This window comes from Rufibacter aurantiacus, from assembly GCF_017916345.1.
In the GTDB taxonomy this organism is placed as follows: domain Bacteria; phylum Bacteroidota; class Bacteroidia; order Cytophagales; family Hymenobacteraceae; genus Nibribacter; species Nibribacter roseolus.
Window position 1 is genome coordinate 650,438 of the sequence record NZ_JAFMSV010000001.1, and the last position, 24,710, is coordinate 675,147.

Annotated in this window: 21 protein-coding genes; 17 read left to right on the forward strand and 4 right to left on the reverse strand. The window is 50.9% G+C overall.

The features are described from left to right. The first annotated feature begins 2 nt into the window (after positions 1 to 2). The 5 genes from J3P34_RS02640 to J3P34_RS02660 all read left to right on the forward strand — a co-directional run bounded on the left by J3P34_RS02640 (position 3) and on the right by J3P34_RS02660 (position 6,348). On the forward strand, positions 3 to 512 hold the full coding sequence (locus J3P34_RS02640; protein ID WP_210486308.1) for a GNAT family N-acetyltransferase: 510 nt from the start codon (positions 3 to 5) through the stop codon (positions 510 to 512). Positions 513 to 719: 207 nt separating this feature from the next. Beyond that, positions 720 to 1,268: an RNA polymerase sigma factor SigZ gene (gene sigZ, locus J3P34_RS02645; RefSeq protein WP_345890328.1), complete on the forward strand. Its 549-nt coding sequence runs from the start codon at positions 720 to 722 to the stop codon at positions 1,266 to 1,268. A gap of 348 nt (positions 1,269 to 1,616) precedes the next feature. Next, positions 1,617 to 3,197, forward strand: a complete 1,581-nt coding sequence (locus tag J3P34_RS02650; protein WP_210486311.1) for an NAD(P)/FAD-dependent oxidoreductase — start codon at positions 1,617 to 1,619, stop codon at positions 3,195 to 3,197. Positions 3,198 to 3,203: 6 nt separating this feature from the next. Next, positions 3,204 to 4,760 (forward strand): hypothetical protein, encoded by a 1,557-nt coding sequence (locus J3P34_RS02655; RefSeq protein ID WP_210486312.1) that lies wholly within the window; start codon positions 3,204 to 3,206, stop codon positions 4,758 to 4,760. 43 nt (positions 4,761 to 4,803) lie between these two features. Continuing rightward, positions 4,804 to 6,348, forward strand: coding sequence for a hypothetical protein (locus J3P34_RS02660; protein ID WP_210486313.1), 1,545 nt, complete (start codon positions 4,804 to 4,806; stop codon positions 6,346 to 6,348). A 33-nt stretch (positions 6,349 to 6,381) separates the two neighbouring features. Here the strand turns inward: J3P34_RS02660 and J3P34_RS02665 are convergent, their stop codons facing one another. From J3P34_RS02665 to J3P34_RS02675, 3 genes are all read right to left on the reverse strand, one after another. Then, a complete protein-coding gene (locus J3P34_RS02665) occupies positions 6,382 to 8,463 on the reverse strand; it encodes a ComEA family DNA-binding protein (RefSeq protein WP_210486314.1) in 2,082 nt (693 codons plus the stop codon). Beyond that, positions 8,460 to 9,296, reverse strand: a complete 837-nt coding sequence (locus J3P34_RS02670; RefSeq protein ID WP_210486315.1) for a PorV/PorQ family protein — start codon at positions 9,294 to 9,296, stop codon at positions 8,460 to 8,462. The genes J3P34_RS02665 and J3P34_RS02670 overlap by 4 nt, the downstream gene beginning before the upstream one ends. A 671-nt stretch (positions 9,297 to 9,967) precedes the next feature. Beyond that, the gene (locus tag J3P34_RS02675) at positions 9,968 to 12,274 is read right to left on the reverse strand and encodes a S46 family peptidase (protein ID WP_210486316.1); all 2,307 of its coding nucleotides are present in this window, start codon (positions 12,272 to 12,274) and stop codon (positions 9,968 to 9,970) included. Positions 12,275 to 12,340: 66 nt separating this feature from the next. Here J3P34_RS02675 and yidD point away from each other — a divergent pair, with 66 nt between their 5' ends. The 7 genes from yidD (at position 12,341) to J3P34_RS02710 (ending at position 16,946) form a co-directional block, all read left to right on the forward strand. Continuing rightward, positions 12,341 to 12,571, forward strand: a complete 231-nt coding sequence (yidD, locus tag J3P34_RS02680) for a membrane protein insertion efficiency factor YidD (protein ID WP_210486317.1) — start codon at positions 12,341 to 12,343, stop codon at positions 12,569 to 12,571. Between the two features lie 108 nt (positions 12,572 to 12,679). Then, a complete protein-coding gene (locus J3P34_RS02685; protein ID WP_210486318.1) occupies positions 12,680 to 13,168 on the forward strand; it encodes a hypothetical protein in 489 nt (162 codons plus the stop codon). 64 nt (positions 13,169 to 13,232) lie between these two features. Then, a complete protein-coding gene (locus tag J3P34_RS02690; RefSeq protein ID WP_210486319.1) occupies positions 13,233 to 13,976 on the forward strand; it encodes a DUF4184 family protein in 744 nt (247 codons plus the stop codon). After that, on the forward strand, positions 13,973 to 14,410 hold the full coding sequence (locus tag J3P34_RS02695) for a nucleoside deaminase (RefSeq protein ID WP_210486320.1): 438 nt from the start codon (positions 13,973 to 13,975) through the stop codon (positions 14,408 to 14,410). The genes J3P34_RS02690 and J3P34_RS02695 overlap by 4 nt, the downstream gene beginning before the upstream one ends. Before the next feature lie 119 nt (positions 14,411 to 14,529). Continuing rightward, the gene (locus tag J3P34_RS02700) at positions 14,530 to 15,081 is read left to right on the forward strand and encodes a metal-dependent hydrolase (protein ID WP_210486321.1); all 552 of its coding nucleotides are present in this window, start codon (positions 14,530 to 14,532) and stop codon (positions 15,079 to 15,081) included. Positions 15,082 to 15,306: 225 nt separating this feature from the next. Continuing rightward, positions 15,307 to 15,885 (forward strand): peptide-methionine (R)-S-oxide reductase MsrB, encoded by a 579-nt coding sequence (msrB, locus tag J3P34_RS02705; protein ID WP_246853508.1) that lies wholly within the window; start codon positions 15,307 to 15,309, stop codon positions 15,883 to 15,885. A 194-nt stretch (positions 15,886 to 16,079) separates the two neighbouring features. After that, a complete protein-coding gene (locus J3P34_RS02710) occupies positions 16,080 to 16,946 on the forward strand; it encodes a hypothetical protein (RefSeq protein ID WP_210486322.1) in 867 nt (288 codons plus the stop codon). A gap of 111 nt (positions 16,947 to 17,057) precedes the next feature. On the opposite strand, the gene lgt is transcribed toward J3P34_RS02710, so the two are convergent. Then, positions 17,058 to 17,888, reverse strand: a complete 831-nt coding sequence (lgt, locus tag J3P34_RS02715) for a prolipoprotein diacylglyceryl transferase (protein WP_210486323.1) — start codon at positions 17,886 to 17,888, stop codon at positions 17,058 to 17,060. A 194-nt stretch (positions 17,889 to 18,082) separates the two neighbouring features. On the opposite strand from lgt, the gene J3P34_RS02720 reads away from it, so the two are divergent. The 5 genes from J3P34_RS02720 (at position 18,083) to J3P34_RS02740 (ending at position 24,611) form a co-directional block, all read left to right on the forward strand. Beyond that, complete coding sequence (locus J3P34_RS02720; protein ID WP_210486324.1) at positions 18,083 to 19,096, forward strand: NAD(P)/FAD-dependent oxidoreductase; 1,014 nt, start codon at positions 18,083 to 18,085, stop codon at positions 19,094 to 19,096. A gap of 4 nt (positions 19,097 to 19,100) precedes the next feature. Then, on the forward strand, positions 19,101 to 19,424 hold the full coding sequence (locus J3P34_RS02725) for a 2Fe-2S iron-sulfur cluster-binding protein (RefSeq protein ID WP_210466268.1): 324 nt from the start codon (positions 19,101 to 19,103) through the stop codon (positions 19,422 to 19,424). A gap of 291 nt (positions 19,425 to 19,715) precedes the next feature. Beyond that, a complete protein-coding gene (locus tag J3P34_RS02730; RefSeq protein ID WP_210486325.1) occupies positions 19,716 to 20,480 on the forward strand; it encodes a LuxR C-terminal-related transcriptional regulator in 765 nt (254 codons plus the stop codon). A gap of 369 nt (positions 20,481 to 20,849) precedes the next feature. Beyond that, the gene (locus J3P34_RS02735) at positions 20,850 to 23,384 is read left to right on the forward strand and encodes a TonB-dependent receptor (protein WP_210486326.1); all 2,535 of its coding nucleotides are present in this window, start codon (positions 20,850 to 20,852) and stop codon (positions 23,382 to 23,384) included. 312 nt (positions 23,385 to 23,696) lie between these two features. After that, on the forward strand, positions 23,697 to 24,611 hold the full coding sequence (locus J3P34_RS02740; protein ID WP_210486328.1) for a carboxypeptidase-like regulatory domain-containing protein: 915 nt from the start codon (positions 23,697 to 23,699) through the stop codon (positions 24,609 to 24,611). Positions 24,612 to 24,710 lie beyond the last annotated feature (99 nt).

The following is a 24,710-nucleotide window of genomic DNA, read 5'->3' on the forward strand; positions in this document are numbered from 1 at the left end:
TAATGGAAACGCTCACCCAAATTACCCTACAGCCCCTGCTGGCCGAGCATTACCCGCAGGTTAAAGCCATTTATGAGCAGGGCATCGCCACCGGGAACGCCACCTTCCAGACTTCTGCCCCCACCTGGGAAACCTGGGACGCAGTCCATCTGCCGCATAGCAGGTTGGTGGCGATCACCGACTCCGGGAAAGTAGCTGGTTGGGCTGCCCTTAGCCCAGTCTCGGGACGGTGCGTGTATGGCGGCGTGGCCGAGGTGAGCGTGTACCTGCACGAGGATTTCCGGGGGCAGGGGTTGGGTGCAAGGCTGTTGAGCCAGTTGATACAGGAATCGGAAGCCAACGGCATGTGGACCCTGCAGGCGGGAATCTTCCGGGAGAACGAGGCCAGTATTGGGTTACACCAGAAATGCGGTTTCAGGACGGTGGGAATGCGGGAGCGTATAGGGCAACTGGATGGCCAGTGGCGCGATACCGTATTACTGGAACGCCGCAGTAGCACGGTAGGCCTATAGTTGAAGAATCCTTGCTCTGTTTTGGACTGGTTTTTCAGAAAACAGGCCCAAAACAGAGCAAGTACCATTTAAAAGAATACTAGGTTCCTAATTGAAAACCGCTGTTCATCCTGCTTCTTCTTGCGCTTGCTTTTTTCGTTGCTTATGGAAAATAAAACCAATTGTAGTTCTGCCTCCGTTTGCGTTTCGCAAGACCCATGCGCGGCTGTGGCGCCCGTGTTTCTCACTTACCAGGAAGCCCTGCAGGGTTTCATCCGCAAGCGGGTTCCCAGCCGTGCAGATGCCGAGGACCTCTCCCAACAGGTGCTATTGAAAGTGCATAGGAATTGCGAGAAACTGCCAGAGGTCCGCAACGTACGGGCCTGGCTCTATGAGATCACCCGCCACGTCGTACATGACTTCTACCGTGAACGCCAGCGCGAGACAGCCTTACCGGAAGGCGCCGATGTAGCGGATTCTACTGAACAGAACCCGCTCCGCGACCTGGAGAGTTGCGTACTCCCACTCCTGCAATTACTTCCGCCAGAATACGCTGAGCCTCTACGTCTGAGTGACCTGGAAGGGGTTCCCCAACAGGAAATCGCCAATAGACTAGGGCTTTCCTTATCCGGAGCCAAATCAAGGATCCAGCGCGGGCGCGAGAAACTGAAAGCGGTTTTCCTGGAGTGCTGCCACCTGGAACTGGACAGACAGGGCCACCTTATCAGTGCCGAGATCAAGCCAGGCTGCCAGATTTTACAAGATTGCCGGCCTTAACTTAACCACGCCTTTTTTGCGTTCAGAGCCTATTTTCTAAAAACAGGCTCTGAATGTTTACACTTTAATTAGCTTTCTAAGCGGACAACCACCCTCTGCCCTACTCTTATCGCTTTAAGTTTCCTCAAAGAATCTATCTTAGATTTCTTGCGGCCCCCTCTCTCTGTTTCCCAAACACCAGAATGTTGCTTTTCCTTCTCCCCACTTATATATTCGTTTTAGGTAGCCTCCAAAAGGTATAGGCAAAAAAACAGCTTGTTGTGTACTTCGGCAAGCGAGCAGCTGCCAGTGTATAACTTTGGCAGAACCCTTTTTGCCTGTTATCTTTGGAAAGCTTATCCTGCTTTTATGTCGACTCCCTCTACAGCTCTTATTATTGGAGCTGGACCTGCCGGTTTAACGGCTGCCTATGAATTCTTGAAGCATTCCAAGGTGCATCCTTACGTAGTAGAAGCCACGGACCGTATTGGCGGCATCTCGGCTACCATCAATTACAAGGGTAACCGGATGGACATAGGAGGTCACCGGTTTTTTTCCAAATCTGATCGGGTTATGAACTGGTGGTTGTCAATTTTGCCCCTGCAATTAGAGGCCGGACAAACCATTGGCGCACTTAATTACCGGGGTAAAAGTCGGGCAATTCCAATTGTTTCTGCTACTGATACATCGGCCGGCGATAATGTGATGCTGTTGCGCCAACGTAAATCCCGCATTTTCTTTCGCCGTAAGTTCTTTGACTACCCACTTTCTTTCTCGCTGAACACCCTTGCACAGTTAGGGATAGGTTGGTCCACGAAGGCCGTGTTCAGCTACCTGAAGCAGGTGCTAAGCCCTATCAAAGAAGAGAAAAATTTGGAGGAGTTCTTCATCAATCGCTTCGGCAAACACCTGTATGAGACTTTTTTCAAAGCCTACACCGAAAAAGTGTGGGGTGTTCCCTGTCAGCAGATCAGTGCCGAGTGGGGTGCCCAGCGTATCAAAGCGCTTTCTATCACTGAGGCCTTGAAGCACTTTCTCCGGCAGCAATTCTCATCCCCCTCAGAGGACTTCACTCAGAAAGAGACGGAGACGTCCTTGATTGAGCAGTTCTTGTACCCTAAACTGGGACCGGGGCACCTATGGGAAGTTGTCACCCGCCAGGTACAGGAGTTGGGAGGGGAAGTGCACATGCAGCAAAAAGTGGTAGCGTTGCAATTAGAAGGCAACCGAATTGTCTCCGCCACTATCCAGGAAACCGCCACTGGGGCTACCTATCAGATGAATCCCGAGTACGTGATTTCCACCATGCCCATCCGAAGCCTGATTCGCGCCCTTGGCGAAGTAGTACCTGCCGAGGTACGGGAGATTGCGGAAAACCTGCCCTACCGGAATTTCATTTCCGTGGGCCTGCTTTTGCATAGACTGGCCCTTAAACAGGAAAACAGCGACCTCATCCAGGATAACTGGATCTACATCCAGGAACCGGATGTCCAGGCCGGCCGACTGCAATTGTTCAACAACTGGAGCCCCTACCTGGTCACCGATCCAGATAAAGTCTGGCTGGGCGTAGAGTATTTCTGCCAGGAAGAAGACGAGCTTTGGCAAATGTCTGAGAATGATCTGCAACAATTGGCCATTGATGAGCTGCATAAACTGGGCATCATCTCCGCTGACCAGGTCATTGACGGCACGGTGGTGAAAATGCCGAAGGCTTATCCGGCTTATTTTGGTTCTTACAACGAGTTCCCCAAGGTGCAGGCCTATTTAGACGGTATTGAGAACCTGTTTCTGGTGGGCCGCAACGGCATGCACAAGTACAACAACCAGGACCATTCCATGCTTACTGCCATTCTGGCCGTGGAAAACATCACTGCCGGCCGCACCGACAAAGCCAACCTGTGGGCAGTGAACACAGAACAGGAGTACCATGAACAAGCTGATTCGCTCTAAGATCCTATGATTCGCTCCTTTCTCCGGGACAACTACTTTGCCATTGGATTTACATTGCTTTATGCTTTGTTGCTGGCCTGGCTCATGCAATACCATGAAATGTGGTTTGACGAGACGGAACCCTGGCTACTGGCCCTGTACAGTGACACTTATGGTGAACTTCTGGACAACAAGCGCTTTGAGGGCCACCCAAACCTGTGGTATAGCTTATTGTTTGTAATCACAAAATTCACTTCCAATCTAAAGGTTTTACAGGTTACCCAGGCTCTTTTCGCGATCAGTTTCGTATTTGTCTTCCTCCGCTTTTCCCCGTATCCTAAAGTAATCAGGTTAATGGTTTGCTTTGGATACTATGGTCTATTTGAATACGGGATTATCAGTCGGCTTTATGCCATTGAATTGTTTTTTCTGTTTTTGGCTTGCACCTTTTACCCAAAGCGTTTTTCTCATTGGTATTGGTATCTCACGCTACTTGTCCTGCTGGCCCAAACCAACCTCTTTGCCTTTTTCATGGCTGGTGTCTTAGGGTTACTATTGTTTTCAGAAGCTGTAAAGTTTTGGAAAAGTTCACCTCATTGGATGCCCCTTTCCTCCCTAAAGTTAATTGCAGGGGCTATCATTTTGGCAGCAGGCTATCTGCTCTCTCTCTGGAGCATGGTGCGCCCCAATGAGTCGAACGAATCTACCTTCACCCTTTTTCATCCCTACTATCTTTACCAGGCTGCTGCACGGGTTTGGCAGGCCTTTGCACCTGTACCTGAATTTACCACCACCTTTTGGAACACCTCCTATCTTCCAACCAGGTTTGAAATACTTTTATCCGCTATCATCATAGGCATACTGTTCGCGGCATTCTTCCGAACAAAGCGCCTTTTATTCTCTCTCTTCTTACTGTTTTTTGCTTCTTTTTGCCTTTTTGTGCTCAAAATGGAAGGGAGTATGAGGCACCATGCCCACTTCTTCTTTTTCACAATTGCCTTTCTTTGGATTAAGACACACTATACCCAAACCTATTCCTCTCCTTCCCCACCTATTCCTTTTCAACAAAAGTTAGCTCCCGTGCTTCGGACGCTTTTGATAATAGCGGCATTTTTTCAGGTGATTGCCGGAATATATGCTTTGGTAATAGATTGGCAACACCCGTTTTTTGAGGGTAAAAAGGTAGCCGCCTTCCTAAGATCCTTGCCTAGAAACTACAGCATTGCTACCGATGATGGGGTTGTTTCATCAAATATTACTGCCTACTTAGGAAAGCCTATCTATAACTTGCCCACAGGAAATCTCAAAAGCTTCTACACCCTTAACCCAAATGAAGTAAATGACCTAAAACAAAATGTATTATTAGAATGGGCCATGGCTTTGGCACAACAGAAAAGCACCCCGGTAATTCTGGTTTGTCGATATGAATTACCATTTCAATGGGCTTCAATTCCAATAAGACCCATAGCCATCTTCCGGGGGAACTCCATTACTCCCTATGCATTCTTCATTTACAAGATCAATCCACTCGCAATTGCTCCTAAGCAGATGGTAGCTGAATACCCCGCCGTTAAAGCGTATTAATTTGTGTATACCCTCTAGGAGAAAATCATGTAAAGTCACACAAATGCGCCTGCTCTCCCGCAACTGGTCTTTTGCTACTTTCTTCACCCTGCTTTACGCCTTGTTGCTGGCTTGGTTTATGCAGCACCATGAGCTTTGGTTTGACGAGACAGAACCATGGCTCTTGGCCCTTTACAGCAATTCTTATACTGAGCTTTTACAGAACAAAGTGTATGAAGGGCACCCGAATCTGTGGTACAGCCTGCTGTTTATAGTAACCAGGTTCACCCATGATCTACTGGCTTTACAGGCAACGCAGTTCATATTTGCCATGGGGTTTGTGCTCGTTTTCCTGCGGTACGCCCCGTTTCATTGGCTGTTGCGGCTGCTGTTCTGTTTTGGGTACTACGGGTTATTTGAGTACGGCACCATCAGCAGGCTTTACGCACTGGAACTGTTCACCACTTTCCTCATCTGTGCCCTCTACCCCAAACGGTTCTCCCACTGGTATCTCTTTTTGCTTGTGTTGGTGCTTAATTCGCAGACACACCTCTTCGGGTTGTTTTTTAGCTGCGCCTTAGGTCTTTTGCTGTTCTCAGAGGCATTTAGTTTCTGGAAAGAGGCGCCGGACCAACCAATCATTTCTCCTTTGAAAAAATGGCTAGGTTTAGGCATATGGGTTGCGGGTTGTCTTTATTCCCTGTACAGTATGATCAGGCCGTCTGAGGGAGAGTTGGTGATGCTGAACCTCAGATCGGTGACTAGGCCGTGGCAGGCATTCTTTCCCATCCCCCACTTCTTTGTTGATTTCTGGAATTCATACATTTTAACGCCCACCTTGCTGGGATACGCCTGCGAAGCTATTCTTTCGGTGACTATTGTCACTTTCGTGCTTCGGTGCTTTTTGCCGGTGAAACGCCTGTTCCTGCCTCTGATAGGGCTATTTGTTCTTCTTACCCTGTTCTTTGCGTTCAAATACATGGGCAGTATCCGGCACTACGGGCATTATTTTGTCTTTACTTTGACATTTGGCTGGCTACTAAGCTACTATCAAGACACTTCCGCACTAGCCCAGATTTCCTTTAAACGGCTGCAAAAGCTTTTATTGCTGGCTACTTTCATTCAGTTTGGAGTTGGCATTTACGCGGTAGCTACGGACATCAGGCATCCTTTCCACCCGGCTAAGCGAACGGCGGCTTACCTGAAGGCGAAAGTACCGTCAACCGACCTGATTGTTCTGGAAAATGACATCATTCTGTCTTCTATTGTGGCTTACTACGGCAAGCCGATTCTTTACTTGCCGACGTTGACTCCCAGCACTTTCTTCCAACCTGACAGTCCTGAAGAAAATGAGCTAACCCTCTACCAACTGCTGAACTGGGCCAAAGCCCTGGCGCAAAAGGAAAACAAGCGCGTTGTTCTAGTTTCATCGCAGAATATTGACTTGAATTGGTACCCTTACCCAGTCAAGTTGTTGTCCAGGTTTGAAGAGCCTAACATCACCCACCACTTCTTCTACCTGTACCAGGTTGACCCCAATCCTTTTCCAAAGGCGGACTTTGTGGCGGGTACACCACAAAGTGACTTGCGCGCCAACCCTATTAAATAGCAAACCCTTTTTACTCCCGATTTTTAAAATAGCCTAAAAACGGTAGCGGACTTGAAGCCTGACATCGGTGCGTTTAGGTCCTTGGATCTGCTCCAAGCCGGAGCCGATAGTGCTTTGCCCGCGGTAATTCGTGTGGCTGAGCTTGAACCAGGCATCCAGGTGGCGGGTGAGGCGTTGTTGGGCCAGCAAATAGATACGGGTGCCTTGACCAGCAAAAGCTGTAATGGAGAACCCGTACAGCACATCCTGCTCCGGAGCATAGAGACGCGTATCGTAATCATCGGTGTCAAAGAGGGCGTAGCGGGCGCTCAGGCGGGTATTGCTACGCTCCCAACTCACATCCTGCGCCACGAAATAGCCGGTGCGGGCGGGACCATTTTGCCTGAACCTACTGGCTTGCACTCTGGAACGCAGCCGCAAGGAAGGCAGGGGGCTAACATCCAGGAGCAGCAAAAAGCGGTGAGCATACGTATCGGTGACTTGCCGCAAGGGCTCACCTTCCACAGATTCATTACGGGCTTTGCGCTCGTACTGGTATTGCCCGTAGAGTAGGGTGGTTTTGGAAGGCATGAACTGCAGACGCAGGAGGTATTCTTCGCCATCAGAGGGGGCATCTACCCGGAAACGGAGCCACGGAAAAGAAAAGCGGTCATAGTAACCAGTGAGTTGCCACCTATCGCTCAGCTTGACTTTCAGGCCGGTGTACAAACCGCTCTCGTTTTGGTTCCGACTCCCCTCCCCGAAAGCCGAGCCATATAAAGTGTGGAAGCTCCGGGCATAATAGCGGTACAACAAAGACACCTCCACCTTCTCCGAAAGGCTGGCCAAAACTCCGTTTACGGTACCCAGGCCTCCGTTATCGGAGCGGGCCGTCTCTCCGAAGAAGTTGAGATTCTGCCAGAGGTAGCTGTAATGCAACCCAACTGCCGTATTCCGGTTTCCGCGGAAGGTAAACAAATTGTAAGGCTCCGGGCGGGGTTGCAATGCGATGTTAAACCAGGTGTGCACGCCGGTGATTCCCAAGCTGAGCGTCTGCTGTGGATTCCGATAGGTGATGTCTCCGCCCAGGACTTGTTCCCGTGCCCGTTGCCGGTTCGCCAATTCGGTAGGCGTGCGGTGCAGTCCCGAGGTTTGCAATCCGCTCAATGTCACCAAAGTAGAGTCATCCGGCAGGGCGTCACCCACCGAGGCATCTACCCGCCGATTCGAATAGAACAAGGTGGTCTCTAGCCTTTGCCAGCGGTGGGTAGCAGCGGCGCCTCTGAAAAAATTGGCTTCCAGGGTGGAAGTGTGGGGTCTGATGCCCAGCTGGCTGCGCCGGATGGTAGTGATGGTCTCGCCCCCTTTGCCCACGCTGAAACCACTGGAGAGCAACAAACCCTGCCCAAATTGCAGTTGGTAATCGCCTAAGGCGATGGTCTTGAAAGCGCCCCGGTCATACAGTTGGGCGTGCGCCGAAAGGAAATCAAAACCATAGATCCGCTGCCCGGGGTTCCACGTGAACGACTCGCCTGCATCCTTTTCAGCGGTGACGCCAAAGCTGAAATCCCGCGGATGGCTTAGCCGGTAACGCAGCAAAAACTTATCCGGAGACCCGAGATAGCGGATAACTGAACGGCCTTCGGGAGGCGTATAACCACGGCGTTCCTGCAAGGTGCGGTCATACCGAAGTAAGAGGGAATGGTTGTCGGCATTTTTGAGGCGCTCCAGCCAGGATCTTTGGCCTACCTGCCTTAAAGCCTGGACCGTTACAAAGGGCAGCAATCTTTGGATAGAGATCAGGTCGAAGCCGGGCACTGACTGCAGTTCGTACAAACTGAGCAACCGGCCATTGTCCTCAATGTGCTGCAACAGCGCAGAGATCTGCCCTTCAGAAAGCAACCAAAGTCCCCGGAGCTCCTCGCGGGAAGCGCGGTTTAAATCCAGAGGCTGGCGGTAGTACTGGAGCAGCGTTTCATAGAGGTCTTCATAGGCCACGGAGTTTTCATCATCTTGCTGCGCGAAGAGTTCCTGCACCAGCAGTTCCACATCTACGGGCGGGCGCGGCGCCTCCTGCCCTGTAGCTACCTGTTTTAGGCCTATTATCAGGAAAACAAGCCAAAAACCATATTTCATGGCCTCTTCTCCTTTTCCAACTTGTAGCTAATTGAGAGGTAGTTACTCATGCCTAACTGGTGCTGCGCCCCAAAAGCGTACGCCACCTGAAACTGCTTGAACCTGACATCCACGCCAGCGGTGCCTGATCTGGTGCCGGTGTTGAATCCGGTGCGTAACCCCAGCGCCGGCATCACCCGGTACTCAATCCCACCTTTCACCGCCACCGGAAACACCAGCTCTTTCTCAGCCTCCAGCACCAGCAACACCTTGGTGGCGGCCTCGTAGCTCAGCCCGATCTTCATGACCGTAGGCACGCGTTCGTCTTCAAACTGGGCCAGTTTGGCCTGGTTAAGGTTGTAGATGTGCGCCCCAAAGGTGAGTTTCGGTAGCAGGTCTGACTGAATTCCCATGCTCAGGGCCACAGCTTTGCGGCTGCCCCATTCTTTCACCCGTACCTGCAACAGATCGGCCTTCAGGCCCAACCGCACCACGCCTAATTGATATCCCATCCCAATCCCCAGCCGCTGCTCATTGTACAACTCTCCGCCGAACCGCTGCACATCCACCCCAATGGTTCCATACCTGACTGTTGGATAGACCGCCAGCAATCCTACCGTGGTAAGTTCTTTGAGGGAGAAGCGGTTGTGGGCGTAGGCACCCAGTTCAAGGCTTTTCAAGGCGGCGATGCCCGCCGGGTTATTGCTTAGGGCCCAGACATCGGGTAAGGTGACAGCCGCCCCGCCCAGGCTTACTCCTCTGGCTCCCACGGTTGAATTGGCCATTTGCCCCTTCGCGGAGAAGGGATTATAAAGCAAGAAGAGAAACAAGTACAAGCGTAGAAGTCGCGGCATAGACAAAGGCTTGGTGGGCTTCTACTTTACGAATCTCTCCTCAAAATGGTAGTACTTAAATATTTAGTTTTACTATATTTATACGCGTATTTACTTGCCTCTTTATTACACCATCGGAACTATGAAAAGAATCTTTACCACTATCTCTTCAGCGGCCACTTTAGGATTCCTGCTGTCCTTTTCAGCGCCTTCTCAACCCTCTGCAAACGCTGCTTCCGTCTACAACCCGCAATGCACTGCTATTGCCAAATCAACCGGCAAACAGTGCAAGAACAGACAGTGGGGTAAATGCGAGCTGGTTCTTTGCTATGTACACTGCAAATAAGGTTTCTGGTCTAATTGCCATCAACACTCCTCATAGGTTTTCAGCATTATTGACTTGTTGGTAAGCAGCAAGGCTTATTATCCCTCTTTGTCATCCTGAAAGGATCTTGGTGGTGAACGGAAAGGGCGATTTCCCTTTGCTTTTCTAGCTTGCCCAAAAGATCCTTTCAGGATGACAGAGGGATGGTTCAAAGCAGAAAGGGTTGGTTCAATTCAGGAGAGATTGTTGAATACAAAATAGCGGGATAGAGAATACCCCTACTTACCTATCCAGTTAAAAAACAAAACGCCCGGAGAAGCTCTCCGGGCGTTTTGTGTCTATTTTCAGAAAAGAGGCTCTAAACGGCTTAGCTCTTCTGCTTCTTCGTTTCCTTTTTGATTTTGGTCTCGTTCTTTTTCTTCTTGATTTTGATCTGGCCCTCGGGGGTCTCAATCTCCATCTTGCCGTCCATCTTCACGTCGTTGATGGCGGGGTTGAAAGTTGTATTGGGGTTGCCTTTGTCCAACAGCGTCATCTCGTTTACCAGGTGACCGGCGCCGCCCAGTTTATCAATCACGAAGAGAACGTACTTGATGTCAACGTTGATGCAGCGCTTGTACTCAGGGTCAAACACCAGGTCACCAGTCATGGCTTCCCAGTTCCCGTCGAAGGCCAGGCCCATCAGCTCGCCGCGACCGTTGATGACCGGAGAACCGGAGTTACCGCCGGTAATATCATTGTTGGTGATGAAGGCCACGCGCAGTTCACCATTCTCGCCGTAGCGGCCGTAATCCTTCTTGTTGTACAGCTCCATCAATTTGGCTGGCACGATGAACTCGGGGTTGGTGGGGTCTTCTTTCTCGGCAATACCTTGCAGCGTGGTGTAATACTTGTACTGCACGCCATCGCGCGGCTCGTAGTCTTTCACGGTCCCGTAGCTCAGGCGCAAAGTGGAGTTGGCGTCTGGATAGAACACTTTGTCTGGGTGCATTTCACGCAGACCGGCTACGTACAGGCGGTTGGCCCGACCCAGGGCAGCGTTGTACTCATTCAACTTCGGTAGGATGTTGTCCTGGTAGTTCGTCTGTACGGCGCGCATGAACTTGAACACTGGGTCCGTTTCCAGGGCTTTTAGCGTAGGATTAGCTAAAAACGCGTTGGCTTTCGCCTCAGAGGAGAGCAGGGATTTGCTGTACACATCGGCGGCCCACTTCTTGAAATCACCTTTGTAGGTAGCCGTCAGGTCTTTGAAGATATCGGCGTGCTGCGCTTTGGGAACATCGTTGTAGTACATCTGCATCAGTTCGGCGAAGATTTTCTGGTCAGAGGACTTCACGTAGTTGGCGTAGAACTCTTTGTTCATGTCTTGGTAGGCCGATGCCAGCTCCTGCAGTTTGGCTTTGTCTACGTTGCCGGCCTTCAGCATATTGTAGAGCGGCGTATACTGGTAGGCGTGCGCGATCAGCTGCGGGGCCAGAGCGGCCTCGGTGCGGTAGATGGCCGACAGGTTATAACCACGCTGTCCGGCGTAAGAGGCGTTAATGTCAGCTAAGGCAGTGCCGTAAAGGGCTTTGCGGCTGGCATTGCCATTGGCCCACTCCTGGAAGGCTTTCTCCTCGGCGGCTTTCTTGTCCAGCGTTTTCATGCGCTTGATGCCTTCGTTCTGCCCGATGTAGTATTTGTAGTAGTTGCTGATGCTGGCATAATTAGAGGCCAGTTTCAGACGATCAGCGGGCGAGGCATCCATGGCTTCCTTCATCAATGCCAAGCGGCGCTCCCGCAGTTTGATACGGGCGGGGTTGGACTGATCCACGGCCATGCTCAGACCAGAACCGGCCATGAAACGGGTAGTTTTGCCCGGAAATCCGAAAACCATGGCGAAATCGCCTTCTTTCACGTTGCTCATGGACACGGGCAGGTGGTGCTTAGGACGATAAGGCACGTTCTTCTCAGAGTACTCGGCTGGCTTTCCGTCTGGGCTCATGTACACCCGGAACATGGAGAAGTCACCAGTATGGCGCGGCCACATCCAGTTATCGGTATCACCTCCAAATTTTCCGATGCTTTCCGGCGGGGTTCCCACCAGGCGCACATCAGAGAAGCGCTCGTACACGAACATGTAGTATTCGTTGCCATTGAAGAAATCGCGCACGTAGGCCACGTACTGGCCGTTGTTCTTGGCGGCATCAGCGAGGGATTTAGTGCGCTCAGCTACCAGGCGGGTACGCTCCTGCTCAGCGGTCTGCGGCGTTATGCCCTGCAACACCTGGCCGGTCACGTCTTCCATGCGCACCAGGATGTCTACGAACAGGCCTTCGTTTTTCTTTTCCTGCTCGCGGGTCATAGCCCAGAAACCGTTTTTCAGGATGTCATCCTGCGGGGTGGAGTTAGAGGCAATGGCATCGTAACCGCAATGGTGGTTCGTAAGCAAAAGGCCTTCTTTAGACACGAACTCGCCGGTACAAAAGCCCCCGAACTGCACGATGGCGTCTTTGAGGCTGGCGTTGTTCACGTTGTAGATTTCCTCGGCGGTTAGTTGCAGGCCTTGCTTCTGCATGTCCACGTGGTTGAGGCGCTTTACCAGCAGCGGCAACCACATGCCCTCATCGGCGCGGGCGTTCATAGACAAGCCCAGGCAGCCAACAAGAAGTAAACTATAGATCTTTTTTAGCATTACGATTGTTAGTTAGAAAGCACAAAGGTAAGGATTTGTGACTTTTTTTCCCGAAACTAGCAGCATATGCAGGCAATCAACTGGCTTTTCAGGCAACTCTTTCTGGGCATTGTGTGGGTGTACCGCTACATGATTTCGCCGCTAACGCCCGGCAGTTGCCGCTTCACGCCCACCTGCTCAGCCTACGCGCACCAGGCCATTGTGAAGTACGGCCCGTTCAAAGGCGGCTGGCTGGCTTTGAAGCGCATCGGCCGGTGTCAACCCTGGGGCGGGCACGGCTATGACCCGGTGCCGTAGCTAAACCCAATTCTCCCCGAATACTTCTTCAAACTACTTCAAGCTAAAGTACTTGACTCATGAAACGCCTTTCCTTCTGCCGCTCCACAGCGTTAAACAAGTTGCTACATGGCTGAAGTGAAAGAAATAACAAACCTCAGCAGACTTTATCTGCTGTGGCCGTACTTGTGGTTGGCAGTGATCACGCTGGTCATTTTCCCCCACCTGACGGGCTTGGTTGTAACCCTCTTAAACAAACCCTATGCGTTTGCCGGAAAACCAACTTTTGATTTCACCTATTATGAAATAGTACGGGGCACCACGTTGTTTTACGGTACCTGGAGCTTTCTTCTTTTCGTGCTGGTTCCTTACAGTTTCTGTTGTAAAACCCGACCGTTCAAGAGGAAAAGCATCTTGGTGAAGTTCGCGTTGTTTTATGCACTCCTGGTTTTGATGGGCTTACTGGTACCCGATGGTTCCGTCATTGATTTCTTTGTGGACGATAAGTACCTCAAAGCCTGGCTCTTGCACTTTGCCCTTGCAATTGTTCTTTGCCCGCTGGTAAATTTTGCCTTGGCTGGAATAGCAAAGAATTCGGCCCCTTTTCAAAAAGATTAACAGTTCACCAGCCACGTATCAATTTGGGCCACCTACACGTTAAGAAGACTTAAGCTTCACGCGCATGCCCTTCACCTTCTCTCATCCGGCCATTGTCTTACCGTTCATAGGGTTAAAGTACCGGTGGCGATCCGCAACGGGGCTTATTGTGGGCAGCATGGCCCCAGACTTTGAGAAATTCATCCGGATGAGTTTGCATGACCCGCACAGCCACACCTGGCAGGGCATCTTCTACTTCAACCTGCCCATGGGGCTGCTGCTTTGCTTTGTCTTCCATCTTATTGTGCGCGATGCCCTTATTGACCACCTGCCTTATTTCCTGCGGCAGCGCTTTAACCGGTACAAGCGGTTTAACTGGAAAACATATTTCAAAAGCCATTACCTAATTGTGTTGCTGTCATTGCTGGTGGGCATTGTCTCGCACCTGGCCTGGGATTCTTTTACCCACAGCACCGGGTTGGGCGTAAGGCTGTTTCCCTTTCTGTTGAGCGAGGTATTGCCCGAGCCTTTCACCAGGTCCTGGTACGCGTTCCTGCAGCAGACCTTGTCGGTGATAGGGGGCTTTATCATGGTCATCTTCATCTACCTTCTACCCAAAGAGAACCGGCCCCTGGAGAAGAAACCGCTGCTGGGCTTCTGGTTTATGTCTGGGGTGATTGTGTGCGTGGTGGTGGCGCTCTGGATCATGGCCGGCGGAAAACTGAACCGGTACTACATTATGGTGGCGGCGCTCTCGGCGGGTTTGCTAAGCTTGATTATTCTGCCTTTCTTGATCAGAATAAGAGAACACCTACTTTCTAAATCATGAACGAATTTTTGCAGGCTGCCTTAGACGAGGCGAAAAAAGGATACGCGGAGGGTGGCATTCCCATCGGATCAGTACTCGTACACAACGGCAAGATCATCGGGCGGGGCCATAACAAACGGGTGCAGGACGGCAGCGCCATTCTGCACGGCGAGATGGATGCCCTGGAGAACGCCGGCCGTCAGCCCGCCTCAGTGTACAGCAAGTGCACCATCTACACCACTTTGTCGCCGTGTTCCATGTGCTCGGGTACTATTCTGCTGTATGGCATTCCCAAAGTAGTGGTGGGTGAGAACAAAAGCTTTATGGGCGAGGAGGAACTACTGCGCTCGCGCGGCGTGGAGGTAACCGTGGAAGACAACCCCGAGTGCTACGAGCTCATGCAACGGTTCATCCAAGAGAAACCTACGGTCTGGAACGAAGACATAGGGGTATAACCCGCCTGGTTCATTTCAGGCCTGTTTTTCATATTTCCGGCCTAAAACAACTTTTCAACTTATTAATTGGGCAGCCCGTTTCCGGTGGGCTGCCTTTTCTCTAAAAGTTAATTACCCACATGGCTTCCGCCTTTGCCCATGCCTTGATGGCTTTCACCCTGGGAAGACGATCCCAGAAAGAAAACCAGCGCAAACTGCTACTTTTAGGCATCTTCTGCACCATCCTCCCCGATGCCGATGTGGTGATGTTCAAGTTCGGGGTTCCGTATGAGCACTTTCTGGGCCATCGGGGATTTTCTCATTCGCTGGTATTTGCGCTGCTGCTGGGCATGCTGGTGACGCTTGGTTTATACCGCAACGTGCCCCTAACCAGCCGCCGGGGCCTGAAACTGACTGCGTTCTTCTTTCTGTGCACGGCCTCCCATATCTTGCTGGATGCTTTGACCAACGGCGGCCTGGGTGTGGGCGTCTTCTCCCCTTTTGATAACGGGCGCTATTTTCTGCCTTGGCGGCCTATTCAGGTGTCACCCATCGGGGCGGGGCGGTTCTTCAGCGAGAAAGGTTTGGCCGTGATCAAGAGCGAACTGGTGTGGGTGGGTTTGCCGTGCTTGGTTTACTTTTTGGTTTCGGGCCTTTGCAGGAAAATAGGGCGGAAAACGACTTCGGCTTAGTTTACCGATGGTGGAAAAAAGATGCTTTACGCTATTTGAAAAAACCATTTTCAAAGGAATACGGTCCAGAAGAACAGAAGTGAAATTCTTCTGGCTTCACATGCGTTATGGAGAAAACTGCCTTAAAACAGAGAATCCACCGCTTGGGCGTTTGCCGTACATACAGACGCCAGATGAATCAGGCTTAGTTTATCAGAAAGAGTCTCTTCTTCCTATTTTATCCTTATGAAACGCATCGTATTGCTATATTCCGTTTTGCTTCTGGCGCTGCTCAGTTGCCAGCGGGCCGCTCCTAAAGTAAGCCAGGAAAGCCAAGCTCCGCCCATGGTAACCACCCAGCAAAAGGCTGGCGGCCCGCAGCACGCCAAGAACCCCTACTATTCCCGCACCGACACCACCAAACTGCACGTCTCAGACGCCGATTGGAAAAAGGTGCTCCCCAATGAGGTATACCACGTCTCCCGGAAGAAAGGCACGGAGATGGCCTTCAGCGGGAAGCTCTGGAATTTCACGGGCCGCGGCACTTACTACTGCGCGGCCTGCGGAAACAAACTCTTTAAGTCAGATGCCAAGTTTGCGAGCGATTGCGGCTGGCCCAGCTTCTTTGAGACCATAAGAAAGAACGCCGTTATTTACCAGGAAGACCATACCTACGGCATGGAGCGCATTGAGGTGCTCTGCGGCCGCTGCGACGGGCACCTGGGCCACCTTTTCGATGATGGCCCCGCCCCTACCGGCAAGCGCTACTGCATGAACTCCATCGCGCTGGACTTTGAACCGGCCGCCGGTTTGCAGGTAAACTAACCCTTCTAAATCCTTCTGGAAACTCCGCAGTCTGCCCGGCTGCGGAGTTTCTGTTTTCAGCCTGTTTTGGGAAAATCGGCTTGTAAACAGATAGCCTAATTCGGGTTTTCATAAACCCCCTTGGCTTGTGCTCCGTTAAATAAATTTCCGGCCGGTCCGGAAAAACACATGCACCAACCCTACAACACGACCACATGAAACGAAACCCCCATCTTTATCTGTGGCCAATTTTGGCACTACCCATCGCCTTTGTTTTCAGCAGTTACTACCCTGCCAAGGCCCCGGAGAATACGTCTGTGAAGGTCACAGGAACCAGCACCCTCACGCATCTGGCCAAGCTGCCCGGCGCCGTGGTGGAAAGCTCCGGCCTGGAACTCGCCGATAAGCCCAATACCTACTGGACCCACAATGATGCCGGCAACGCGCCCATTCTCTACAAGATCAATGAGCAAGGCAAACTGCTGCAGGAAGTGACCATCCAGGGCGCCACCAACACCGATTGGGAAGACCTGGCCGAGGATAACCAGGGCAACCTCTACATAGGTGACATGGGCAACAACAGCAACAAACGCAAAGACCTGTGCATCTACAAAGTATCGTTGAAAAATGGGTTTAAGGCGCAGCAGATCAAGTTCACCTATGAAGACCTACCGGCCGGGAAAATAGCCAAGGAAAACCGCAACTTTGACTGTGAGGCCTTCTTCTGGCAAAACGGCAAACTGTACCTCATCTCCAAAGACCGCGGCGCGGAGCGCACCGCCAAACTGTATGTCCTCCCAGATGACGCAGGCACCCACACCGCCCGCCTGCTGAGCAAAAAAGAACTGAATGGCCTGGTCACCTCCGCTGACCTCAGCCCCGATGGCCGTCATCTGGCAGTGCTGACTTATGGAAAATTGTACCTGTACCCGGTAGCCAAAGGCTCTACCCAGTTCTTCTCTCAGACACCCAGAATTCTGGATCTGCCCGCCATTGGCCAGGCCGAGGCCGTTCTTTTCAAAGATAACCAGCACCTGGTCATCACCAACGAGGAAGGAAACCTCTACAGATACGCCTTGTAACGGATTGCCCACTCAAGGAAAGCACACCCATAAAAACGCCGGGGCCTCGCAAGTGTACTTGCGAGGCCCCGGCGTTTAAAGGCTATTATAAAGAAAAGAAACTTAAAACCGCTAAACTTTCACCGGTCGGCTGGGTTGACGCGGTTGTTTCATGGCGTAGAACAGCACCACAATGCCCACCAGCACCAGCGGGATACTCAGCCACTGGCCCATGTTCAATGGCAGGGCGTTCTCAAACTCTTCCTGGTTTTCTTTCAGGAACTCCACCAGGAAACGGAATGAGAACAGCAAGGTCACAAACAACCCGAATAAAAGTCCGCGTACCTGGCCCGCTCCTCTTTTCCATAGCGTATATAGCAGTATAAACAGGAAAATACAGAAAAGGCTCTCGTAGAGCTGCGTAGGATGGCGCGGATCTACGTAGGCCGGCACTCCGTTGAACAGCTCATTGTTGCGCACAAACTTGAAGGCCCAGGCCACATCGCTGGGCCGCCCGATGATCTCAGAATTCATGAGGTTCCCCAACCTGATGCAGGCGCCGCCCAGCGCGGTCACAATCACAATGCGGTCCAGAACCCACAGGTAATCGAACTTATATTTGCGGCAGAATAGATACAGTGACAGCAGAATACCAATGGTACCGCCGTGGCTGGCCAGGCCGCCTTCCCAAATTTTAAAAATCTCCAATGGATTAGAAAGGTAGTACACCGGGTCATAGAAAAGGCAATGCCCCAGGCGCGCGCCAATCACGGTCCCAATGATCATGTACATGGTCAGGATGTCCACGTCTTCATCTGAACGGCCGTCTTTGCGGTAAATGTATTTCTCAATGGGCTGCGTGAGCACAAAAGCCATCGCGAAGAGCAAACCATACCAGCGTACCGTCACCGGCCCAAGGGAAAAAATATCGGGGGAAACGTCCCAGGTGATAAAATTCAGCATGTAAAACAGGTTAGAGGGGCTAAAATTACAATTTAATCTAGGAGTGGCAAGAATCACTTCTGCTTCTGAGGAAACACTTTACCCGAAAATGATGTTACTTTGTGGGCGCAAACCATAAAGTGTAACGTTTGCGCACCACCTATATTGGCGGAAAAGCAGAAGCCAGACTGCCTGTGTGAATTACTATACCATTTATGTCAACTGTAACTACTGATATCTGTATTATTGGCGCCGGGCCGGTTGGGCTTTTTGCCGTGTTTGAAGCAGGTCTTCTTAAAATGAAATGCCACGTGGTAGACGCCTTGCCTCAGGTGGGCGGCCAGCTTTCAGAGATCTACCCCAAGAAACCCATCTATGACATCCCGGGCTTCCCGTCTATCCTGGCCGGCGACCTGATCAAGAACCAGATGGAGCAGATCGCTCCTTTCCACCCTACCTTCACCCTGGGCGAGCGCGTAGAGGACCTGGAGAAACTGGAAGATGGTTCTTTCAGACTGGTGACAAACGAAGGAACTGAGATCCATTGCAAGGTGGTGGTGATTGCCGGCGGCCTGGGTTCTTTTGAGCCCCGCAAACCAGCCATTGACAACCTGGCCAACTTTGAAGGCGGCAAAGGCGTGAACTACATGATCCTGGACCCAGAACACTACCGTGACAAGCGCGTGGTACTGGCCGGCGGCGGTGACTCTGCCCTGGACTGGGCCATTTACCTGGCCGATGTTGCCAAAGAACTTACCCTGGTACACCGCGGCACCACCTTCAGAGGCGCCCCGGAATCTGCCGAGAAAGTGGCCAGCCTGGCCGAGGAAGGCCATATGCGCCTGCTCCTGAAATCTAACGTAACCGAGGTACACGGCAACGGCCAACTCAAAGCAGTTACCCTGGCCCCCGATGGATCCGAGCCGTACCAGATTGAAACGGATTACTTTATCCCGCTCTTTGGGTTGGTGCCTAAGTTGGGCCCGCTGGAGAACTGGGGTCTGGAACTGGAGAAATCAGCCATTGTGGTGAACACCGTGGATTACAGCACCAACATCCCTGGCATCTATGCCATCGGGGACATCAACACGTACCCGGGCAAGCTGAAGCTGATTCTGTGCGGTTACCATGAGGCCGCCCTTATGGCCCAGAGCGCTTACTCCCACATTTACCCAGACAAGAAATTCGTTTTGAAATACACTACCGTAAACGGAGTGCCAACCCTGTAACAACATGCAAGAAGACATCACCGTTTACGTTGAAAACCAAGCCGGCGAGCGCGTGGCCGTTCCCGTACCCACAGACATGGGCCTGAGCCTGATGGAAGCTTTGAAAGCGAACGAGTTCGATATACTGGCTACCTGCGGCGGCATGGCTCTATGCGCTACCTGCCACGTGGAACTGCTGGAGGCTCCGGCCCTGCCTGAGCCCTCAGACGATGAACTCTACATGCTGGAGAACCTGCCCAACCTGCGCGACGGCAGCCGCCTCTCCTGCCAGATAAGGGTTACCCCTGAGTTAGACGGAATGGTCCTGCGGGTGATGTCTGATCACTAAAAAGTACACTCCTTTTACAGAAGCCCCGGCCGATGCATCTCTTGCATTTGCCGGGGCTTCTCTGTGTTAGGGCTATTCTGCGAAAACTGGATCAAAACCAAACGATTACTAATAACTTACTTGTCTCTGAATAGGAATTTTCTTTTTCAATGCTTAGCTTTTTATGGCCTCAGCACAAATTTTTAATTATTTCCTCTAACCTACTTTGCATAATATTTCAACCAAAGTTGTACCTTGGGAAAAATTAAGAAAAATAGATATATAAAATATTTTATACTAAAAAACTTCACAATGCCACTTACTGCTTTTGAAGAAGCGCAAAGAATCTGGAAACAAATCTCAAAAGAAGCTACCGTTCCTGAGCTAAGATTTGACCTAAAAGTGCGTAGAAAGCTCCTGAACATCTTCCAAGTAGGAGACTATTATCACTACATTTTCAACTGCCACGAAGCCAAGGTAGACTTTGTGCATGAAAATGTATTGTCTGTTTTGGGCTATGCCCCAGAGGAGGTTACGGTCCCATTCATCCTTGACAAAATTCACCCCGATGACTTGGTCTGGTTCCTGAATTATGAAGAGGCGGCCAAGGATTTCTTACTGAGTTTACCGCCAGACAGAAGCCTCAAGTACAAGATACGCTACGATTACCGGCTCAAGAAGTCCAACGGCGAGTACCTCCGCATTCTTCAGCAGGCCCTTCCTATCCAGGTAGATGCTTCTGGAGGGGTGTTGCGGACCTTGGGGGTGCACACAGACATTTCGCACCTGAAGAAAGAAGGCATGCCCGTACTTTCCTACATCGGGTTGCAGGGGGAGCCCTCTTACATCAACGTCCACGCCAAGAACATTTTCTCCCCAGACCGCGACCTGCTAAGCAAAAGGGAAAAAGAGATTCTGTCTCTGCTCATTGCCGGGTTCCCCAGTTCCCAGATCAGTGAGAAGCTGTACATTAGTCAGCACACCGTAAACACGCACCGCAAGAACATGCTGGCCAAAACTGGGGCTGCCAGTACCTCAGAACTAATTGCAAGGGCAGTGCGGGAAGGTTGGTTATAGGCTGGCACTGGCCTTCAGTTAAATCTTGTTTTTCATCCCTTTTCCAGAAATCAGCCCAGAAACAAGGCCAGATGGTTTACCTTTGGAATTAATCTATTCGCATCCTTTTCTTCTAGCCTACACCTTACACAGCAAACACCTCACTTACTGATACTTACTACTCAAAGGCCATTGTTGCAAATGTTAAGGTTCTGTTAAAAACCTTCTTTTTGTTTTTGGGGCTGTAATAATCACCGGGGCGGGCATACTAATGCTTCAACTGAATAAATACTGATGCGCTGCGAACTGCCTTCAACCTTTATCTCTGGCACCGCAAATCATTAAGTACCTTTGTCAGCCGCAAAAGCAATTACCTTCTCTAAACTCTGTATGAAAAAACTTCTGCTCTTAACCTTGTTAAGCTGCGCCTCGTCTGCCCCGCTCTGGGCGCAGAACCCAGTCAATTCCCCCCGTCCACAGGCAGCGCCCGCTGGGGCTGCTGGAGCCATTACCCAAGTTGCCCAGGGAACCGGTAAAATCACCGGAACCATTGTAGATTCCATCTCCGGCAAGCCCGTAGAGTTTGCCACCATCGCGTTGATCAATGCGGCCAACGGCAAAACAGTAGACGGTACCGTCACCAATGAGAAAGGCCATTTCTCGCTGAACCGGGTAGCCAATGGCACCTATACCCTTAACATCAGCTTCATTGGCTATGAAACCAAAGAACTGAAGAACATCACCATCTCCGCTAATGACCAGGAAGCGAACCTGAACCGCGTACAACTAAGCGGCTCGCAGACCAGGCTGCAGGAGGTGACTGTAGTAGGCGAAAAGCCTTTGATTGAAGACAAAGTTGACCGCATGGTCTACAACGCCGAGAAAGACATCACCAATGCCGGGGGTACCGCCGCCGATGTGATGCAGAAGGTACCTTCCGTGTCTCTGGACCAGGACGGCAATATTCAGATGCGTGGTTCCTCTAACGTGCGGGTGCTTATCAACGGCAAACCTTCTACGGTAATGGCCGGCAGCGTAGCCGATGCCTTGAAGCAGATCCCCGCGGATGTGATCAAGACCGTGGAAATCATCACCAGCCCCTCAGCGAAGTATGACGCCGAAGGAACCGCTGGTATTGTGAACATCGTCACGAAGAAAAACAGCCTGCAGGGCGTAACCGGCTCGGTGACATTGACCGGCGGTACCCGCGCCAGCAACGGCAACGGGAACATAGGCATCAAGCAAGGCAAACTGGGCATCAACGTGAATGCGGGCGTGAACCGGTTCTACAGCAAAGGCGCCATGAACATCAACCAGATGAACCAAAGCCGGGATCAGAATACCGGCCAGGTATTTGAGAACAATGTGGCTCAGGTAGGTACCAGTACCGTAGACGGCATGTTCGGGTTTGGTCAGTTAGGCCTGGAGTACGACCTGGACGAGAAGAACAGTCTGGCAGCGGGCATCAGGGTGAATACAGGTTCCTTCAAGATGCGTTCCCATCAATCGGCTACAAACACCATGGCGGGGCAAAATGATGCCGGCACTGGTTTTGGAGAACCCACGCTGGTGGATGAATACAACCTGTCCATGAAGAACAACAACCAACGGTTGAGCATGGACCTGAACCTGGACTATACGCACCTCTTCAAAAAGCCGCAGCAGGAACTAACCTTATTGGCACTCTACAGCCAAACCGACCAGGACAACAGCGTAAACCAGACCCGGTACGAGGTGGAAGGTCCTTTGCGCTCTACCCTGCTCAATGAAAACGAAGGCCTGAACAAGGAACTTACCTTCCAGGCCGACTACGCCCACCCCATGCCTAAGAATACCCTGCTGGAAGTCGGGGCCAAAGGCATTCTGCGCGATGTTTCCAGTGAGTCTTTGTATAACGGCTCTGGCCAGAACAGCGGCTTCTCCTATGACCAGAACGTGATCGCTTCTTACCTGTCTTACGGCTTCAACCTGAACAAGAAAACCCAGGTGAAGTTTGGCGGACGCTATGAGTATACCGACGTGGCCGGGAATTTTGCGAACCCAGAGCAGGACTTCACCACAAACTACGACAACTTCATCCCGAACATCACCCTGGCCTACGACCTGAAGCCTAACATGAAGCTCCGGACCTCGTTCACCCAGCGAATCCAGCGGCCGCAGTTGTTCTTCCTGAACCCGTACCGCCAGCAACAGGGACCAAACGTGATCGTGTACGGTAACCCAAGACTGGACGCTGAGTTAACCGATTCTTATGAAGTAAACTACAGCACCTTTTTTAAAACCACTTCCATCAACATATCAGCGTACATGCGCGTCACTGACAACGCCATTGAGTCTGTTTCTGATGTAGTGGATGAGATCACCTATGTGACCTTCAACAACATTGCCAAGAACAAGACCTACGGCACCAGTATCTCTGGCTCTACCAAGCCTATCCCGGCCTGGAACATCAACGGAAACCTGAACCTGTATTTTGTTGACTTGAACGCGCCTTTCGCCTCTAACTCCGGCTGGATGTACAACATCAACGTAAGTTCTGGCTATACCTTCGGGAAAGGAATCAGCGCGCAGTTCTCCGGTGGGTTCAACTCAGACAGAGTCCAACTGCAAGGTATCGCTTCCTCTTTCTCTTACCACAACCTGGCTATCCGGAAAGAGCTGTTTGAGAAAAAAGGTGCGCTGAGCTTAGGCATGGACAACCCGTTCAGGGAAGCATTAAGATTTGAGAATGAATTGTCTGGCAGAAGCATCACCTCTGGCCTGCCCTTCAGAACCGAGTCTCTGGTAACCCAGTACAACCGCGGCTTCAGGTTAACCTTTGAATACCGCTTCGGGAAAATGCAGCAGCAAGGACCGCCTAAGCGCAAGAAGTCCATCCGCAACGATGACGCCAAACAAGGCGATGGCGGCGGCGTGCAGAATTAAACTTTAACCTCTGTGATAAAGGTAAAAAGGGCGATGGCTTCAAGGTTATCGCCCTTCTTTTTTGCCGTTCGTTTTAAGCCTGTTTCTGGAAAAACAAACCCTAACCAGAAAAAGCCACTTACTATTTTTTCAATATATACTTCTTGTATATACAATTTGTATTATATACTTCACGTTGAATAATCATACTGCCTTAAAGCTCTAAGAATGCCTAAAATTTTAACCTTTATAAAATATCACAATCAAATATTCAATTCAATATTTAATCAACAATCCTGAATAAGAGGCCTTCTTATTCAGGATTCCCCCGACATGAAACGACCCTCCATAACCTTGTCCTTTTTTAGTGTATTTCTTTTTCTATGCTCTTTTACTTTCCCTGCGTGGGAACCAGACGTTCTGGTAAAAAGAGAGAAAACAATCCTTTCGGGCACTGTCATCACTAGTGGAACAGATCAGCCTATTGCTTATGCCAGCATAGGGGTTTTGAACGGTTCAGAGGGCACAATCTCAGACGAGAAAGGGAATTTCAGTTTCTCCATTCCCACGGAAAAGCTGGGAGAAATGGTCAGGATTTCCGCCATCGGGTATGAGGCCAAAGAGGTGAAAATTGCCAGCCTGTTGCGTGCCCGCACCCCGGATAACAAGCTGACCATTAGCCTAAATGCAAAACCCGTACAGCTTGCGGAGGTAGACGTTCATCTTAAGAAATGGAAGACGAAGAAGCTGGGCGGAGACGCTGGCCCAGTCACCATGGTGCATCACAACTTTGCCATTGCGCAGCGCCCGCTGCATGAAAACCTGGGGCATGAAATGGGCATCCTGATCAAAAACGGGCAGAAAACCGCCTTCCTGAACAAGCTTAACTTCTGCCTCACCATGAACAAATATGACCTGGTCAAATTCAGGGTGAATGTTTATTCCATAAAAGGCAACCTGCCCTTCCAGAACCTGGCCCCCAAAGACATTTACGTGACCGTTGAAAACCAGAAAAGAGGCTGGATGACGGTTGACCTGGAACCTTATGGAATTTATGCAGAAGATGACTTTGTGGTTTCTTTAGAATGGATAGACTGCCTGCCTAAAAAAGAAGCGTTAACCTTGACTATTTCGGGCGCCTTACCCGGTTTTCATACCACTTATCATAAAGATGCCAGCCAGGCGAAATGGGAGAAATTAACCCCTTTAGGAATGGGCATGAATGTGGAAGTGCAGCGTCAAAACTAATAACATTCTTGCGTCTGTTTTAGCCTTCATTTAATAAAATCAGCCCTAAAACAAAGGCGCTGTAAATAGCCAAATGCAACCATGTTTTTATTTGCTTGT

Coding starts and splice junctions, on each gene's coding strand:
- J3P34_RS02685 (WP_210486318.1), top strand. CDS start 12,680: ATGGCTGAAGTGAAAGAAATAACAAACCTCAGCAGACTTTATCTGCTG.
- msrB (WP_246853508.1), top strand. CDS start 15,307: ATGAAACGCATCGTATTGCTATATTCCGTTTTGCTTCTGGCGCTGCTC.
- yidD (WP_210486317.1), top strand. CDS start 12,341: ATGCAGGCAATCAACTGGCTTTTCAGGCAACTCTTTCTGGGCATTGTG.
- J3P34_RS02650 (WP_210486311.1), top strand. CDS start 1,617: ATGTCGACTCCCTCTACAGCTCTTATTATTGGAGCTGGACCTGCCGGT.
- J3P34_RS02660 (WP_210486313.1), top strand. CDS start 4,804: ATGCGCCTGCTCTCCCGCAACTGGTCTTTTGCTACTTTCTTCACCCTG.
- J3P34_RS02670 (WP_210486315.1), bottom strand. CDS start 9,296: ATGCCGCGACTTCTACGCTTGTACTTGTTTCTCTTCTTGCTTTATAAT.
- J3P34_RS02655 (WP_210486312.1), top strand. CDS start 3,204: ATGATTCGCTCCTTTCTCCGGGACAACTACTTTGCCATTGGATTTACA.
- J3P34_RS02675 (WP_210486316.1), bottom strand. CDS start 12,274: ATGCTAAAAAAGATCTATAGTTTACTTCTTGTTGGCTGCCTGGGCTTG.
- J3P34_RS02695 (WP_210486320.1), top strand. CDS start 13,973: ATGAACGAATTTTTGCAGGCTGCCTTAGACGAGGCGAAAAAAGGATAC.
- J3P34_RS02735 (WP_210486326.1), top strand. CDS start 20,850: ATGAAAAAACTTCTGCTCTTAACCTTGTTAAGCTGCGCCTCGTCTGCC.
- J3P34_RS02700 (WP_210486321.1), top strand. CDS start 14,530: ATGGCTTCCGCCTTTGCCCATGCCTTGATGGCTTTCACCCTGGGAAGA.
- lgt (WP_210486323.1), bottom strand. CDS start 17,888: ATGCTGAATTTTATCACCTGGGACGTTTCCCCCGATATTTTTTCCCTT.
- J3P34_RS02690 (WP_210486319.1), top strand. CDS start 13,233: ATGCCCTTCACCTTCTCTCATCCGGCCATTGTCTTACCGTTCATAGGG.
- J3P34_RS02710 (WP_210486322.1), top strand. CDS start 16,080: ATGAAACGAAACCCCCATCTTTATCTGTGGCCAATTTTGGCACTACCC.
- J3P34_RS02730 (WP_210486325.1), top strand. CDS start 19,716: ATGCCACTTACTGCTTTTGAAGAAGCGCAAAGAATCTGGAAACAAATC.
- J3P34_RS02720 (WP_210486324.1), top strand. CDS start 18,083: ATGTCAACTGTAACTACTGATATCTGTATTATTGGCGCCGGGCCGGTT.
- J3P34_RS02665 (WP_210486314.1), bottom strand. CDS start 8,463: ATGAAATATGGTTTTTGGCTTGTTTTCCTGATAATAGGCCTAAAACAG.
- J3P34_RS02640 (WP_210486308.1), top strand. CDS start 3: ATGGAAACGCTCACCCAAATTACCCTACAGCCCCTGCTGGCCGAGCAT.
- J3P34_RS02725 (WP_210466268.1), top strand. CDS start 19,101: ATGCAAGAAGACATCACCGTTTACGTTGAAAACCAAGCCGGCGAGCGC.
- J3P34_RS02740 (WP_210486328.1), top strand. CDS start 23,697: ATGAAACGACCCTCCATAACCTTGTCCTTTTTTAGTGTATTTCTTTTT.